Origin of the sequence: Vibrio sp. SCSIO 43135 (assembly GCF_023716665.1) — a bacterium.
Taxonomy (GTDB): Bacteria; Pseudomonadota; Gammaproteobacteria; order Enterobacterales; family Vibrionaceae; genus Vibrio; species Vibrio paucivorans.
In genome coordinates this window covers 1,196,827-1,213,155 of the sequence record NZ_CP071859.1, presented here as the reverse complement: position 1 = coordinate 1,213,155, position 16,329 = coordinate 1,196,827, and the positions used below count along the sequence as shown (strand labels likewise).

General features: G+C 45.2%; 12 protein-coding genes. 5 read left to right on the top strand and 7 right to left on the bottom strand.

From position 1 onward, the window contains the following. Window positions 1-77: 77 nt before the first annotated feature. Entirely contained in the window at window positions 78-989 is a 912-nt protein-coding gene (metR, locus tag J4N42_RS05600; RefSeq protein WP_252030416.1) for an HTH-type transcriptional regulator MetR, read from the top strand. An 11-nt stretch (window positions 990-1,000) separates the two neighbouring features. Here the strand turns inward: metR and J4N42_RS05595 are convergent, their stop codons facing one another. The 4 genes from J4N42_RS05595 to J4N42_RS05580 form a co-directional block, all read right to left on the bottom strand. Next, window positions 1,001-1,201 (bottom strand): DUF4250 domain-containing protein, encoded by a 201-nt coding sequence (locus J4N42_RS05595; RefSeq protein ID WP_252030415.1) that lies wholly within the window; start codon window positions 1,199-1,201, stop codon window positions 1,001-1,003. Window positions 1,202-1,312: 111 nt separating this feature from the next. Continuing rightward, window positions 1,313-1,999: an HI_1241 family integral membrane domain gene (locus tag J4N42_RS05590; RefSeq protein WP_252030414.1), complete on the bottom strand. Its 687-nt coding sequence runs from the start codon at window positions 1,997-1,999 to the stop codon at window positions 1,313-1,315. Between the two features lie 64 nt (window positions 2,000-2,063). Further along, entirely contained in the window at window positions 2,064-4,526 is a 2,463-nt protein-coding gene (locus J4N42_RS05585; RefSeq protein WP_252030413.1) for an EAL domain-containing protein, read from the bottom strand. Window positions 4,527-4,586: 60 nt separating this feature from the next. Beyond that, window positions 4,587-7,004 (bottom strand): EAL domain-containing protein, encoded by a 2,418-nt coding sequence (locus tag J4N42_RS05580; RefSeq protein WP_252030412.1) that lies wholly within the window; start codon window positions 7,002-7,004, stop codon window positions 4,587-4,589. A gap of 230 nt (window positions 7,005-7,234) precedes the next feature. On the opposite strand from J4N42_RS05580, the gene J4N42_RS05575 reads away from it, so the two are divergent. Beyond that, a complete protein-coding gene (locus tag J4N42_RS05575) occupies window positions 7,235-9,559 on the top strand; it encodes a YgiQ family radical SAM protein (protein ID WP_252030411.1) in 2,325 nt (774 codons plus the stop codon). Between the two features lie 84 nt (window positions 9,560-9,643). On the opposite strand, the gene J4N42_RS05570 is transcribed toward J4N42_RS05575, so the two are convergent. The 3 genes from J4N42_RS05570 to J4N42_RS05560 all read right to left on the bottom strand — a co-directional run bounded on the left by J4N42_RS05570 (window position 9,644) and on the right by J4N42_RS05560 (window position 12,886). Continuing rightward, window positions 9,644-10,252: a hypothetical protein gene (locus tag J4N42_RS05570; RefSeq protein WP_252030410.1), complete on the bottom strand. Its 609-nt coding sequence runs from the start codon at window positions 10,250-10,252 to the stop codon at window positions 9,644-9,646. Window positions 10,253-10,398: 146 nt separating this feature from the next. Continuing rightward, the gene (gene serC / locus J4N42_RS05565; RefSeq protein ID WP_252030409.1) at window positions 10,399-11,493 is read right to left on the bottom strand and encodes a 3-phosphoserine/phosphohydroxythreonine transaminase; all 1,095 of its coding nucleotides are present in this window, start codon (window positions 11,491-11,493) and stop codon (window positions 10,399-10,401) included. A 130-nt stretch (window positions 11,494-11,623) separates the two neighbouring features. Then, a complete protein-coding gene (locus tag J4N42_RS05560) occupies window positions 11,624-12,886 on the bottom strand; it encodes a DUF945 family protein (RefSeq protein WP_252030408.1) in 1,263 nt (420 codons plus the stop codon). Between the two features lie 212 nt (window positions 12,887-13,098). Here J4N42_RS05560 and J4N42_RS05555 point away from each other — a divergent pair, with 212 nt between their 5' ends. The 3 genes from J4N42_RS05555 to J4N42_RS05545 all read left to right on the top strand — a co-directional run bounded on the left by J4N42_RS05555 (window position 13,099) and on the right by J4N42_RS05545 (window position 16,250). After that, a complete protein-coding gene (locus J4N42_RS05555) occupies window positions 13,099-15,054 on the top strand; it encodes an ATP-binding protein (RefSeq protein WP_252030407.1) in 1,956 nt (651 codons plus the stop codon). Beyond that, window positions 15,047-15,544 (top strand): response regulator, encoded by a 498-nt coding sequence (locus J4N42_RS05550; RefSeq protein ID WP_252030405.1) that lies wholly within the window; start codon window positions 15,047-15,049, stop codon window positions 15,542-15,544. The genes J4N42_RS05555 and J4N42_RS05550 overlap by 8 nt, the downstream gene beginning before the upstream one ends. 160 nt (window positions 15,545-15,704) lie before the next feature. Further along, window positions 15,705-16,250 carry a hypothetical protein gene (locus tag J4N42_RS05545; protein ID WP_252030404.1) on the top strand — a complete coding sequence of 182 codons (546 nt, stop codon included), beginning with the start codon at window positions 15,705-15,707 and terminating at the stop codon, window positions 16,248-16,250. The last annotated feature ends 79 nt before the right edge of the window (window positions 16,251-16,329 follow it).

The following is a 16,329-nucleotide window of genomic DNA, read 5'->3' as shown; positions in this document are numbered from 1 at the left end:
TCTAGACGTTTACAAGCCTATCTAAACCGCGTAAGTTAAATGTGTTCATCATTACGGATATCAGATGAGAGGAATTCATGATTGAGTTAAAACACTTACGCACACTCACTTCTTTGCGCGATACAGGTTCACTGACCGCAACCGCGACCTCATTGCACCTGACTCAATCGGCACTCTCTCATCAAATTAAGGATCTTGAAGCGAGAGTTGGAGGGCAGTTGTTTTTGCGCAAAACTCGGCCAGTCAAATTTACTTCTGAAGGAGAAATCTTGCTAAAACTCGCGGATGAGGTTTTGCCTAAGCTGGCCAAAGCCGAAAATGAACTGGCGAGTTTGAAAGAAGACGTCAACGGCAGGCTGCATATGGCGATTGAATGTCACTCATGTTTTCAGTGGTTGATGCCCGCTCTGAAAGAGTATCAAGTGACTTGGCCAAGCGTGACTCTAGACTTCTCATCCGGTTTTGGTTTTGAACCTTTGCCTGCATTGCTAGCTGGTGAACTCGACTTAGTAATCACTTCTGATATCCAACCTCGATCTGAAGTGCACTATGAGCCACTGTTTGACTTTGAAATGCGTCTTATCACAGCAACGAATCACGTATTGGCAAACAAAGAGTTCATTGAACCGGAAGATTTAGCAGTACAAACCATGTTGTCCTACCCGGTACAAAAGCAGCGTTTAGATGTCGTGAAACACTTTCTTCAACCAGCAGGCGTTGAACCCAAGAAATGGAAACAAGCCGACAATACGCTAATGCTGGTGCAAATGGTTTCTGCTGGGTTAGGCGTTGCAGCGTTACCGAATTGGGCTATCAGTGAGTTTTCGAGACAAGGACTCATTACGAGTAAGCCACTTGGGGAAGGGTTGTGGAGGCGGCTGTTCGCAGCAACGCGTAACTCAGAGAAAGATAAACGCTACTTACAAGCGTTTTTCTCGACAGCACGCCAGCAATGCAAAAGCCACCTTGATGAAATCAAGATGGCTTAATAAATTCATATCTAACGCTGATAAGCTTTAAATTGGTTGGTAAGCGGATCGTATTGATAACCTAGTACATCTAGCTTACCGACAACACTCTCAATATCCATTTCGTACATACTGACCAGCTCTTCGAAGCTATCGCACTCCAGCCGCAGCTTTTCATTAACGATACCCAACAAAATGATGCTGTCTAAGTTGCCTACATTACTCAAGTCCATAACGGCGCTCCTTAACATAAGTACCTCAATTAAGCTTAGCGCCTTTTAGGCGATTAGAGCGTGACCACTATCCAAATCATGAGTAATTCGCTTTAGCTAGGTAGAGCCTAATCACATTAAGTTGAGGCCAATCCCCGTTTGAATGGTTGCCGAGCTCAGAAGCAGCAATAACGCGATACTGAGTTGCACTTTGTTCACTTCTTTCTGGCTAAACATATGAGTGCTCCAAACAATCACACCCGAAATCAGTAAACCCAAGCTAAGTAAAATCGCTTGTGTGGCAGCCTCCGCTGCTTCTACATCAATAGTCGTTGATTGGGCCAGTACCACCAGCGCCATCAACATTGCTGACACAACCCCCGAAACCGGTAGTATGCGGTGGAATGCTTGTAAACGAGTACGTGCGATCGTGAGCAACACATGCGCAAAGCTCGCCCCCAGTAAGAACACTGATACAATCACACCCGCTGAGTTCGCCCAATTCGATTGCTCGCCCACTGTGATCGCAACATAAGCAAATGCTAGACCGTTCGCCAAATACATAACCCAAAGCGGGCCTTCATCTCGGGTTTTCTTAGTTTGGACTTGAGAGAAGAAGTAAAACACCGCGAATACCACCATAAACGCTTCTATCTTGAGGGATGCAACGGCAAGCCACAAAATACCGATCGCTGGCAACATTTTATGGACACGCCCACGCTGACCAGGGCATATGTCTCCCTTCACGAGAACTAAAGTTAAGATAAGTTGCGCGCCAAGTAGCATCGGAGCGAAGTTAGAGAGAAGTAGTTGAGTCATGCCAAGGTGTTAAATTGATTAGTTTGAGTAGCGCATGATAACCAAAGCCACCTTTAGGAGCAATTCAGTGGTGGCTGAAATGGTCTAAAACGTCCTGTTGAGTCACGACCCCAAGGTAGTTGCCTAAGTCATCGACAACAATCCAAGGTAGCGAACCTTTTTGATTCAGTAAACTCGGTAGATCGCCAACTCTAGCATGGAAAGAAAGCGTCTCTATGTCGGTTTTCATGATTTGATTAAGAGTACGCTTTTTGGCAGCTAAGTCTTTTGAAGTTTCAAATTCTGTGCCTACCGTCGGCGATATTTGGAGATTGATACATTCTTTGTCAACTAAGCCAATACATTTTTCACCGTTGAGGATAGGAATATGTTCGAGACGGAGTGATGGCTCGATAAGTAAGTTCCTTGCCCGTTCTAACGTATCTCCTGGCTCCAATGTAGGTGTGTAACTTTTCGCTATACGTAATATACCAATACCTGCTAGCGAAGATTTCCGCTGCAAAAAGTCCGCAAGCCTCTCTTGGTAGCCCCAAGCTTGCTCTAAGCAGTCCATAGGAAGAGGCTTAGAGAAAAAATACCCTTGTATGTAATCGACCCCTATCCCGCAAAGCACTTCCAACTCTTGCCGAGTTTCCACACCTTCTGCTACCACTTTGACATCCAATGTGTGTGACAAATCAGTGATCATTCTGACGATGTGATATTTATGAGTGCCTACCTTAATGTCTGTAACGAATTCTCTGTCGATTTTGAGCAAATCGAAGTTACAGTCACTAAGATAAGTAAACGACGAATAGCCAGTACCAAAGTCGTCAATTGCAACACTGACGCCATGCATACGGATGTTTTTAATCAATGAAGATTGAGCAGATTCACTATCAAAGTAAGCACTTTCTGTCAGTTCGATTGTGACTAAATCAGGTGTAGAAGCATGTACCCTGATCATATCTTCGGCACTCTTCAACACCGCATCTGCACCCAATTTGGTGTTAAGTGAGCGATTAATAGTAATCCCTATAGTGTTACCAAAACGTTGATGGATTTTTTCCAGCCCTTGCAAGGACTTTTTCCCCACACACCAATCCAACTCTGAGACTAAATCGAGATCCTCCGCAATCGCCACCATTTCCTGAGTGTTCATGATCTGTCCCTCACCATCGCGAAAACGGCATAGTGCTTCGAATTTAGCGATATCCCAATTACGCGTATCAACAATAGGTTGATAAAAGACTTCAACGTCTTCATTACGAATCGCTGTAATTGCCACGTCTTCGAGTTCTTTACGCCGCATGGCCTCTCTGTGAATGGAGCCGTTATAGAATGTAATCATGCCCTTCATATCACCAGTTTGTTCCAACATCGCCTGAACAGCATGGGGAACGAGCAACCTAGGGTTATTGGTGTCATGCCCGAGAATCGACACCCCCACCTTACCTTTAAACAAAGCATCATGAAGCTTGCTGCCTGCTCTATGGTTAAGCGTAGAAAAGAACGTTCGGATGGCCTGCTGGATCACTCTAACTTGGCTCGGACCGGTCCGCTTTTCACATTCCAAACTGACCACAAAATAATTGTTTCCCAAGTACCCCGACAAATGACAATACTCGTTATTCGATAAATGCTCAGAAAGGGATTGTCGTAACTCGTACTCCTCCGGTTTAGGGATTTCGGGGACAAACGCTAAGACCAGATAAATTGAGCTTTCATCTGAGTTCATCCATTTTTGAGCCAGCCGCTGAGTAAATTGTTGTTCAGTGGGTAATTGGGTAAGAAGCTCTACTCCGCCTAGCTCCATATCGGCAACGCGATATAGATGGTTTGAAAGGTCGACAAAATAACCGATGTAAAACACCCGCTCTTGGGCGGTTACTTTTTGTAGAGAGAGATCCTGAGGAACAATGTGGCCTTGCCCTGTCTTGATAAGTACTGTCCCAGACCACTTACCTAGCTCATGCACTTGTTGCCACATAACTTGATAAAAATTGTCACTGTGTTTTCCAGAGTCTAAGTACCGAAATGGCCGACCAATTAGATCAAGATTTGAATAACGACAATGCTTCTCGAAATAGTGGTTGCAGAGCAAAATATTTTGCTCCGAATCGATAACAATTATCCCGTGTAAAGGATTATCAAACACTTGCTTGAAAAGTGTTCCGTAGATAGTCCCTGAAGTAGGAAAAGATAACAATGGGAGAAGAGTACCAGAAATAACATGCCGCTCAACGACTTGGAAAGTGAAGCAAGAAAAGTAAATTTTTCCCTTATCAAGGTGAATACAACAGCTATACGTTTTCGGTATTCGTGTAGCTTTTGCAAACTCTGCAAGCAGTTGTTCTTGGTCTTCAAACGAAAGGCATGCCATTAGGAAGTTTGTTGTCATAGGAGGTAGCTTCGAAGCGAAGACTTGTTCACACTGCTCTTGGCTTAGTTCAAATGAAGAATCTTTTATATTCCACTTCCACTCCACACAAGGACGCTTCGTTTGATCTATTCTACCACTCAGCGAACTGAAGCTATGTCCTTGCATGTTCCATCCTACACACCCAAACGTGTACCACCTGCCTATATAAACATTAGGACATTTTCATCAGATTTGATATTCGGGTTGTACCTCTGGAATTGCATCTGTATTAAGCAAATAATCTAAGACATCTCGTTGCTCTACAATGCCTTTAAATTTTCCCTCAGCGTTAACTAAGATCCAAGGGAACCCTGGGTGCTCTTCAAGTAACACGCGAATTTCTTCTAGGGAAGTACGATAGTCAATCTGCGAGAACGACAGCGACATCATTTGATGAATCGAACGCCGCCAAATCGCGGACTCCTTACTCGACTCCAAATCCGTACCCATGGTTGGCGTCAGATGCAAGTTAATCTCTCGTTTACCAATAATGCCGACACACTTTCTCTCTGTGATAACTGGAACAGTGATCAAACTTGAGTCGGCCTCAAACAATTTACTCGCAAAAGATACCGTATCCCCAGGATCTAGGGTGACCCTCCTACGTTTCGCTAAAGTGTAAATCGCATTATGTTGTACTGCAAAATCCCCCAGTTCCTTAAACTCCGGTTTGCACTCATAGAGCTGGGCTTCATCAATCCGCTCTAATGGAATCGGTTTTGAGAAAAAGTACCCTTGCATGTAGTTTACGCCTAGTGCTTGCAGGGTTTGAGCTTCGTGTAAGGTCTCAATACCCTCCGCGACCACTTTAACCCCCAAGGTGTGCGCCAGTTGGGTGATCATTTTTACAATGTGGTATTTATTACTGTTCACCTCAATGTCTGTGACAAAATCTTTGTCTATTTTCAGGTAGTCAAAGTGGCTATCACTTAGGTAGCTAAACGACGAGTACCCAGTACCGAAGTCGTCTATTGCAACCGAAACCCCATGTTTGCGCAGTTCGTTGAGGGCATCTTTGTGGCTAGATTCGCTATCAAAATAGGCGCTTTCGGTCAGCTCGATAGTGATGTTCTCAGGGCAATCTGTATATTTATCAATGAGCTCAACCGTATTACGTAAGATCTGCTTAGCGCTCAGTTTGGTATTGAGCGATCGATTGATCGTCAGCCCTGTAGTTTCTCCGTATACCTGACGAATGGTCGGTAGTGCCTGCAACGACTTCTCTCCCACCAACTTATCTAGTTCCGGAATAAGGTCTAAGTCTTCCGCAACATTGATCATTTCTTGGGTGTTGAATGACGACTCCCGGGTTGATGTAAAGTGACACAGCGCTTCAAACTTCACGATCCGCCAAGTGGCAGTATCTATGATCGGTTGGTAATAAACTTCAATCGCTTTTTGTGCGAGAACCGACTCAACCACCTCTTCTAGGCGCTTTTTGCGCATTAGCTCTTTGTGAATTTTACTGTGGTAAAAGTTAATGACACTTTTTGAGCTACCATGGTTTTCTAGCATCGCTTGAGTGGCATGAATAACGCTTCTCGCAGGGCTGTCTGTATCGTAACCGAGTAAAGAAACGCCCACACGGCCGTTCGTGATCCGGCTGTGCATCTCCTCACCGCCTTCCAGCTTACAGTCACTAAAAAATTGTTTAATCGACTGCTGTAGAGCACGACTTGGAGTACCTTGCGCTACCATAGGATACTCAACACAAGCGATAAACAGGCCATTCGAAAGGTAGCCGGCTATACTGCAATGGCGATTTCTGAGCAACATGCCAGAAAACGCGAGCTGCTGACTATGAGCATGTTCTTCTGCTATTTTGGGCTCCATCACCAACACTATTTTCCCAGACTCACTCAATGGGCTTTCGCAGCGGTGTTGTAACAATTCGATGAACTTCTCTTTGGTTGGCAACTGCGTAAGCATCTCCACATCGCCTTCGCCCTCACCTGCCACTCTGCGTAAGTTATCACTCAGATCAACCGTCAGGCCGATATAATAAGTTTGACCATTGAGTTGAAGCTTCTGAATCGTAAGTTCTTGCGGATAGATGCTCCCATTAGCATGGCAAGATAATATATCCCCTTTCCAATAACCTTGTTCATCAACTTGACACCACATCTGTTGGTAGAATTCGGGAGAATGTTTATCGGCGTTTAGAATGTTAGTTTTCAAACCAATCAAGTCATTACGGCTAAAACCAGTTTGATCCTCGAAGTATTGATTGCAGGTAAGGATACGAGTTTGTTCATCAGTGATGACCACGCCATGGTGGGAGTTTTCAAACAATGCCAAAAACACATTGGTCATTTGATCACCATTAGGCAAAACAAGCATCGGTCTCACCGTACCTTGGATGGTGTGTTTATCAAGGCGTTCTATATAAAGTTCCGTGTATACGACGTAATTGTTGTTTGGCCGAACACAGCAACTCAGGTACTCTGCCCCACCCGATTTCGACAAACGTTTGACTAAATCCAGAATGCCCACTTTTTCATCATCAGATACATGTGATAGCAGGTCATTCACGTTTTTTATTGGCCGTTCAAAGGCAAGCGCATTGATAAACGAGCCGGGCTCAAAGAGAAACGATTTATCCACAGTATTTAGACTCCAATCCGAATAGGAGTAAGGACGTGTTGGCAGCTTATTGCTCCGTATTGGTATCATCACAGCGTTGGATTCCATTCCACTCATTGCGGCACTCCCCCTCATATGCACCCACACACATTAAGTGTAGAATATCCATATAAAAAATGCGTAATATCTTCCGCTAGATAGTGTCGCCACAAGTCGCTATAATTCGCCCTCGCAGAATTAGAGGTTAAAATATGTACAGCAACATCACGCCTATTCATGAACATAAAAAATACTGGGCAGAATGCTTTGGTAGCGCGCCATTTTTGCCAACCAGTAAGAAAGAAATGGATGCATTAGGCTGGGATAGCTGTGACATCATAATTGTCACTGGTGATGCGTATGTTGATCACCCAAGTTTCGGCATGGCGATTATTGGACGATTATTAGAAGCTCAAGGTTTTAGAGTAGGCATTATTGCTCAGCCAGAGTGGAACAATAAAGATGCCTTCATGAAACTCGGTAAGCCTAACCTCTTCTTTGGCATTACCGCCGGTAACATGGATTCCATGATTAACCGCTATACCGCAGACAAAAAGCTGCGCCATGATGACGCATACACACCAAACAATGAAGGTGGCAAACGCCCAGATCGCGCAACGCTTGTCTATTCACAGCGCTGCCGCGAAGCTTACAAAGGTGTGCCAATTGTATTAGGCGGCATTGAAGCGAGTTTGCGCCGTGTTGCTCACTATGACTATTGGTCTGATAAAGTCCGTCGCTCAGTCCTATTCGATGCGAAAGCCGACATCCTTCTATTTGGCAACGCAGAGCGCGCACTAGTGGAAGTTGCCCATCGCCTTGCCGATGGCGAAGACATTTCGAGCCTGACCCACATCCGAGGCACTGCGGTAAACTTACCTGCTGAGCCTGAAGGTTACACTGTGATTGATTCTTCGCGTATTGAGAAACCAAGTAAGGCATCCTTCGTTGCGATTAACCCATACGAAGTCGAAACTCAATGCGACACGAAAAAAGAGCAGCCAGAACCAGAAGCAAAGCCGATTACCATTCGCCCGTCACGTCACGATGCGAAAACAACCGCGGTAAGGCTGCCACCGTTTGAGAAACTCAATAACGACCGAATTCTTTACGCTCACGCAAGTCGTATCATGCACCTAGAAACAAACCCATATTCTGGGCGCGCACTGATTCAACGTCATGGTGACCGTGAATTGTGGGTAAACCAAGCGCCGATTCCACTTTCAACGGAAGAAATGGATTATGTGTTTGGCTTGCCTTACGCACGTGTCCCACACCCTAGCTATGGCAAAGCCAAAATCCCGGCTTACGACATGATTAAGACATCGGTTAATATCATGCGTGGCTGTTTTGGTGGCTGTTCGTTCTGTTCTATTACGGAGCATGAAGGACGTATTATTCAAAACCGCTCTAAAGAATCGATTCTAGGCGAACTTGAAGAAATCCGAGATAAAGTCCCTGGCTTTACCGGAACAATCTCTGACTTAGGTGGCCCTACCGCCAACATGTACCGCCTTGGCTGTAATGATCCTAAAGCCGAAGCTAACTGCCGTAGACCATCTTGTGTGTTCCCAGGCATCTGTAACAAGCTTAACACTGACCACAAACATACCATCGACCTGTACCGTGAAGCGCGTAAAGTTAAAGGTATCAAAAAGGTCATGATCGCTTCTGGTGTTCGCTATGACCTTGCTATCGAATCTCCAGAATATGTTCGTGAGCTTGTCACTCATCACGTTGGCGGCTACTTAAAGATAGCGCCAGAGCATACTGAAAAAGGGCCTCTCGACCTAATGATGAAGCCGGGTATGGGGACATACGACCGCTTTAAAGAGATGTTCGAGAAGTACAGCCAAGAAGCGGGTAAAAAACAGTACTTAATTCCTTACTTCATCTCTGCTCACCCGGGCACTGAAGATGAAGACATGCTAAACCTTGCGCTGTGGTTGAAGAAGAACAACTTCGAGTGTGACCAAGTACAGAACTTCTATCCATCGCCAATGTGTAACGCGACATCGATGTACTATTCAGAGACCAACCCTCTGAAGCGAGTGAAGTATAAGAAGCGTGAAGACATTCCAGTCGCGAAAGGTGAGCGTCAACGCCGCTTGCATAAAGCACTGCTGCGCTACCATGATCCGGATAACTGGAAAATCATTCGTGAAGCACTGACCGACATGGGTAAAAAGCACCTGATCGGTGATAAGCCGGGTTGTCTAGTACCTGCGGAAGATCTAGACGCAAGAACACCAGCACAGCGCAGAAAATCGGGTCGCCATGGTGCAAACCGTTTTGCTACTAAACACACCAAAAACCAACCAGGCTTTGGCGGTGACAAGCAAAGCAGAGGGGGCTCTGGTAAACCGGGCTCAAAGCCAAATGGGAACTCTAAACCTAATGGCAGTTCAAAACCAAATGGGAAAGGTGGCAAGCCTCAGGGTGGGCAACGTGGAAATGGTGGCAATGTTAACTCGCGAAACCAAAGTACTAACCAAGCGGGTAAGCCTACGGGAAATCGTAAGCCAAAACGACGATAAGCCTATCGCTTAACAAGCGAATGACTTGAGCTTAAATTGAAAGCGCTGCCCAATGGCAGCGCTTCTAGTTTCTATTTGTAGGTCTTAGTCAATTTTTTGTTCGTTGCGTGCCTTTTCACCTAAATGCTGCTGAATCGCTTGAGTGCGCATCTCGATCTCTCGTAGCTGTTCAAGTACTTCTTCTTCAGACCAATAGCCCTCGCCCTGCTCTACCTTCTGGATCCTTTCCAGCAGCATGGTCATCGACTCCATAACCCCAAGTTGGCACTGAAGATTTTTTTCGCTCACCTGATGCAATGCAAGCATACGTTCACAAGTTGAATTTAGGCTATCAATATCTTGCTGTAGCTGTTCAACATCAATCGTATCCTGTTGCAAGGTGGCCTGAGCTCGTTCAACGTGTTGATTCAGATCTTCATATAATTGCGTCGTTTGATTTACGGATTGGCTGCAGGCTTTATAAGAGAACTTAAGCTGCTCGAGTAACTCCGGTAATATGACGGCGCGTAAATGATGGAACACTTTACTGTGCCCTTCTTGAGATATCTGTTGCTCTAAATAGCAGTATATGGCGAAGCATAACGCGATGATGAAGGCTGCAGCAATGAAGGCTTTCCAACCAAAACCAAACAAGATCAGCAATACCGCTAACACCGAAAATATCAGTACCAGTGCCAAATGGAATATACCCACGACGCCACCACTTTATTTACAATCTTGTAAATAGCCTAGTAGAAAATGATTGGTCTGCGTTGGATTCTAGAATTAGAAGGCACAAAAAAGCCTAGTAGGTAACCCCACTAGGCTTTGCTGTTAGCTCGTAATTTGAAGCATGTGGTTTACGCGTTTACTTGCTCGAACTCTTTCATGAATTCAACTAGAGCCTGCACACCTTCGAGCGGCATCGCGTTGTAGATTGATGCACGCATACCACCCACTGCGCGGTGCCCTTTCAAAGCGACCAAACCACGTTGTTCAGCTTGCTCCAAGAATGCTCCATCAAGTTCAGGCTTAGCAAGTTGGAACGGCACATTCATAAGTGAACGGTTATCCGCATGCACGTCATTTTTATAAAAGTCCGAACCATCTATATGGTTGTACAGAATTGCCGCTTTCTCTCGGTTGATTTGTTCAACCGCTTTCACGCCGCCTTGCTCTTTAAGCCATTTGAAAACTAACCCGGACAGGTACCAAGCAAATGTTGGAGGCGTGTTAAACATAGAGTCTTTCTCTGCCAACACTTTGTAGCTCAAGAAGCTTGGCAGAAGATCGCTTGCAAGGTCGAGCAGGTCATCACGGACAATCGCAATACAAATACCAGCAGGCCCGATATTTTTCTGCGCGCCTGCATAGATAACACCATACTTAGATACATCAATTTCACGTGACAGAATCGTCGAGGACATGTCTGCTACAATTGGCTTATCCGTATTTGGTAAGTCGTTGATTTCAATGCCGTCGATGGTTTCATTAGGGCAAAAGTGAACGTAAGCAGAATCAGCTGCAATCTGCCACTGCGATGCTGGAACAACTGCCGTTTTGCCGTCTTTCTCGGTTTTCGCAACAAATACGTCCGTTTCACAGTATTTCTTCGCTTCTTTTACTGCGCTCTCAGCCCAGTAACCAGCATCGATATACGTCGCTTTAGCACTATCGCCTAATAGGTTAAGAGGAACTGCCGCAAATTGTGCGCGTGCACCGCCCTGACAAAACAGTACCTTGTAATTTTCTGGGATATTAAGCAGGTCACGTAGATCTTGCTCTGCTTCTTCTGCAACTTGGATAAATGGCTTGCTGCGATGGCTGATTTCCATCACTGAGGTACCTAGATTATTCCAATTAACCAACTCAGATTGCGCTTTTGCCATCACTGCTTTTGGCAGCCCAGCTGGACCAGCACTAAAATTGAACACATTGTCCGTATTCGGCTCCATGAGGTTCCTTGCTCCTGCTTAAATAAAAATTTGTACTCTAGTGTGATTAATACCACTTTTTTCACAGGATAAAAAGCAAGAAAAGAGGTCTTTCGACCTCTTTTCTTTCGCTAACTAGGCTTATGATCAACTATTGCTGGAACACCATCGGCAGTAACAGAGCTGCAACTGGTATCTCTTGTCCACTTGCAAACACCAAGTGTCCATCTTTTAGGTCTGCGTTAATCTCGTAACCTTCATTGGTTTGACTGATCATTTCCATGATAATCGCTTCATCAACGCCCTGCTTAATAAACGGGTAATCCGCCACAATTTGGTTGGAGAAGTAAGTGTTCAATTTGCCCGTCAACGATGGCAGGATTTTCGCCGGATTTTGAGCGATATTGTCCGTTCCTTCAGGCACGCTAACCTTCCACTTTGATTCAAAATCACCCTCACCGACCTTAAGCGCCATTTTGTTCATCGATAGGTAAAAGCCTTTGGCGAATAGCGTCTCGATATAAGGAATCGCTTTTTGAATCTCTGTTTCAGTCAAAGCCGGGCTTTCTTGATACAAAGCGACTAACTGCTCAAACGACTGGCTATCAACATCTCCAAGCGAGAAGTCCAACTGAAAATCGTTAATAGCCCCTTCTGGAGTCAGTAGAGACTCCATCGTTACGATATGATTGCTGTTCAAGCGACCTTGCTCTTTATTAAGGTCTGAGCTGAACTGATACTCACTTTTGTTCATTGAAAACGCTTGGCTTCCATCAACGCCACGAATAGAGAACTCACCAAGACTGATACTCTGCTTACCAAGCCAAAATCCTTTTTCTTGTTTACCTTCACCGTTACCGTCTACGTCGGCAATAGTAATCTTTTCGCCCGTTGCAAAGTCGAGCTCAACCGAAGGGAGGTCAACCACATAGCTGAGCTGTCCAAGAACCGTTACGCTTCCTGAAATAGACGCTGGAGAGGTAGAAATAGTGACACTGTCTTCACCTTGAGTTTGGTGATGCCAGCTTGCAAGGTTCACGACATAATCTGTATTACCGTTAAGCTGAGTCGTCGTTTCTACCGAAAGCGGAAAATCCACATCTTGCAAAGTCGAAAGTGCCGTTAGGCTAGCAAGTCCATGGCTCACATCACTGTTTACAATGAACTCCGTTGGAAGACCATCTGCAATGAATTGTGCTTTTAGACTTTCATCGACAATGCTGTAGCGGGTTTGAACTTGAGAGGAGAGATAACCACGATCATAGCTGATGATCTCCGCTGCAACCGCATCGTTATCGACATGGTTAATCGCATCTGTAATCACGTTTTCGCCGATCTGCCCTACCGCAAGAGGCCAACATAAAACGAGTGCAACTGCACCCCCAATCGCACCTAACTTCTTCAGTTGATTCATATTATTTTGATTTCCAACGTATCTATATTCGAAAGACTCTTCGCTTGTTTCGCTACGACATAGCAAATAATGAACAATGAGCAAAACATTGAGTTAAATCAGAGTATTGCCTTTATTTGCCGGAAGAGCAAATTTCTAGTACTTAGCTCCCAATACCCAAATAGTATTATTGGTACAGTTCAAGCAATGTGACCCTGTTTGAGAGTGAGTTTGTGAATCCGTTTGTTTTACTGTGCCTAGACAATAACCCAGTAAGTGTTGAGCAACTAAGGGGCGAGCTTAGCCCTTTTGCCGCTAAGTTTGATGTTCATACGGCTGAGTCTATCGAGGAAGCTCACTATACGCTCGAATTCTGTGAACAACGGCAGCAAACGGTCGCTTTGGTTATTGCCAGCCACCACGAACAGTTCAACGGCGCAGACTTTCTGATTCAGCTGGATAAATCTAAGCACACCCAGCAGGCGCGCAAAATTCTGATAAGTTGTGGCCAAGACATTCAAGCCATTCTATCTGCGGTTAATGAAGGTCGACTCGACCACTGCTTAACCAAACCACTACAAGACAGTTTGGTCTATAAAACAGCCAAGAAAGAGCTCACTACTTTCGTCCTAAAACACGACAGCGAAAATTTGTTGTCTTACAGCCAGGTATTAGAACAGCAACGACTGCTACGCTCGCACATAGAAGATAAGATGCGCAGCTATCAAGAAGGGTTCATTTCCGATCACCACCGTCTGTCCGATTCAGCCTTAGCTCAGCAAGTCATTGACGCACTTCATCAGTTTTTCGAACATCAAGATGAAAACCAAGCCTGCCGAACCTACTCTTCCGATCACCTACTCACTAAAGAAGGTGAAGAGAACCGCTTTCTTTGGTTTATTACCGAAGGTGAAGTGGCGTTGTATAAAAAAGACGACCTGGGGCGACAACGAGAAGTCGTTCGACACAGCAAAGGAAATATTGTCGGCGGCATGTCTTTCGTTACTGGCGAGACCTCGTTTTCAACCGCCCTAACACTGACTCAAACCAAAGTCATTAAGCTAGACAGGGATGTATTCGCTAAAGTCATGCATTCCAACACTGCTTTACTGCCTCTATTTACCAACCTACTCCTGCGCCACTTTAACCGACGCTTACAGCGCAGTATTAACACTAAGCTCGAGCTACAGAAAACGTTAGAATCGTTAGAAACGGCGCATCAGCAGCTTATTGAGAGAGAAAAGATGGCGATGCTTGGACAGTTGGTCGCCGGTGTGGCTCATGAGCTAAACAACCCTATCTCTGCCATTCTACGTGGTTCAGAAACCCTGACATCAAAAATCACCCAACTGACTGGTGAAGCATCAGACAACGCCTTAGGCGATAAAGGCCAACAGATTTTACAGCAAGCCATGCACTCCAAGCCTAACTCAACGGCTTATGAAAGAGAGCAAGCGAGAAAACTCGAACAAGTAATCCATCATCGGCGACTTGCCAAAAAGCTAGTACGCTTACACTTAAATGACGACGCTGAACTACTGAAGTTAGCAAAAGAGGCGCCAGATAAAGCAACTGAGGTGCTTGAGGCTTATGAAGTCTATCACCTAGCCGGCGCAACCTTGCGCTCCATCAACGTCTGCGCCCAACGAATAGCAGATATGGTTAAGAGCCTAAAAGGGTATTCTCGCCAAGACGACGAAGTATTTCGTCTTAGCGACCTTTATGAAGGTATAGAGGACACGTTAGTCATTTTTGAGAACAAACTCAAACGCCACAAGGTAGAGAAGAAATATAGCCAGTTGCCCTTGGTGAGCTGCCAGCCGATTGCCCTGCAGCAAGTGTGGACCAACCTAATTTCTAACGCTATTGATGCTCTACCCGAGCAAGGCACTTTAGTAATCGAAACAGAACTTCACACTATTGAACAATCACCATGGGTTTGCGTGAGCTTCGAAGATAACGGATGCGGTATCCCACAAGATCTACAAGAGCAAATTTTCACCCTTAACTTCACCACAAAGAAAGAAGGCAATTTTGGCCTCGGCATTGGTTTGTCGGTTTGCCAACAAATTGTTACTCAACATCATGGAAGAATAGAAGTAGCGTCGGAGCCAAACCAATATACCCGTATGAGTGTTTGGCTTCCGTTAACCACCTCTATGGAAACTATAGGAGAGCGAAATGAATAAATACCTGATTCTATGTGTAGACGACGAGCGTGAAGTGCTCGATAGCGTCATGCAAGACCTCGATTGCTTCGAAGAACACTTCGTATTGGAAGCCGCCGAGTCTGTGAATGAGGCCCGCAATATTATCCTAGAGTACAGAGAAGAAGGCACAGAGCTTGCCCTTATTCTATGTGACCACGTGATGCCCGAGCAAACCGGAATTAGCTTTCTCATCGAATTAAGCCAAGACACGCAGACAGCAAAAAGCAAAAAGGTTCTCCTTACAGGCCAAGCCGGTTTAGATGACACCGTTGAAGCAGTCAACCATGCCAGCTTAGACTTCTACGTCGCTAAACCTTGGTACGGTGAAAAGCTTAGGTCAGACCTAAAAACTCAGCTGACTAGTTACATGATAGAGCATGAGTCAGATCTAATGCCGTGGGCAACCGTGTTAGATACCGAAACAATTTTCGATGCTATCGCACAAAATCGCACCAGCTTTGGTGAGTAATTGGCATTCATGTTGCTTATTTTTTAGTTCGACGACAAAAGAATGACATTTTTTTATAGTGCCTATGACCAAGGATGCATTATGATGTCGTGATATGTTATGTCATTGCGGTCGCCGTATAAGACAATGGAAATAAACAGGAAATAGGTTCATCGAGACTATGCGCAAAATTATCGTTGCTACAGCTTTAGCAATGGCTTGCTCGCCAGCTTTAGCAAACACTGATTCGGACAAACCTTCTACAATGAGCAACTTCAGCTACGACTATGCTGAAGCACGATTTGGTATTAGCCCAGTAACGTTTGGTGGTGCTTTTAGCAAATCTATCCACCCTAATGCTCACTTCATCGCTAGAATCGACTCTGAGTTTGAAAGTGATTACGACTCAGCAATCGGTGCAGGCTTCCACGCTCCGATCAACAACTGGGCAGACGTAACTGGCCAAATGATGTACCGCCTACGTGAAGTGGGTGACTCTGGTACGCAATCTGGTGTTGAGTTCAACCTCGGCATTCGCCAATGGCTTGGTCCACAACTTGAAGTGGGTGGCAAAGCAGGTTACCAATCTATCGACGACGATGATGATTGGCTAGCAAGCGCTTACGCTCGTTTCCACGCGACAGAGCTATTCTCTCTAGGTGCTGAAATGCGATTCAACGACACCTACGGTGAACAAGCGATGATCACTGCCCGCTTCAACCTGTAATCAGGATTAGCGAGCAAATAAAAAGCCGAGGTTTAAACCTCGGCTTTTTTTGTATCTATCTATTCCCAGTCACGTGAGC

Excerpts from the sequence above, each read along its gene's own strand:
- metR (WP_252030416.1), top strand. The coding sequence starts at position 78 with ATGATTGAGTTAAAACACTTACGCACACTCACTTCTTTGCGCGATACA.
- J4N42_RS05595 (WP_252030415.1), bottom strand. The coding sequence starts at position 1,201 with ATGGACTTGAGTAATGTAGGCAACTTAGACAGCATCATTTTGTTGGGT.
- J4N42_RS05590 (WP_252030414.1), bottom strand. The coding sequence starts at position 1,999 with ATGACTCAACTACTTCTCTCTAACTTCGCTCCGATGCTACTTGGCGCG.
- J4N42_RS05585 (WP_252030413.1), bottom strand. The coding sequence starts at position 4,526 with ATGCAAGGACATAGCTTCAGTTCGCTGAGTGGTAGAATAGATCAAACG.
- J4N42_RS05575 (WP_252030411.1), top strand. The coding sequence starts at position 7,235 with ATGTACAGCAACATCACGCCTATTCATGAACATAAAAAATACTGGGCA.
- serC (WP_252030409.1), bottom strand. The coding sequence starts at position 11,493 with ATGGAGCCGAATACGGACAATGTGTTCAATTTTAGTGCTGGTCCAGCT.
- J4N42_RS05560 (WP_252030408.1), bottom strand. The coding sequence starts at position 12,886 with ATGAATCAACTGAAGAAGTTAGGTGCGATTGGGGGTGCAGTTGCACTC.
- J4N42_RS05550 (WP_252030405.1), top strand. The coding sequence starts at position 15,047 with ATGAATAAATACCTGATTCTATGTGTAGACGACGAGCGTGAAGTGCTC.
- J4N42_RS05545 (WP_252030404.1), top strand. The coding sequence starts at position 15,705 with ATGCGCAAAATTATCGTTGCTACAGCTTTAGCAATGGCTTGCTCGCCA.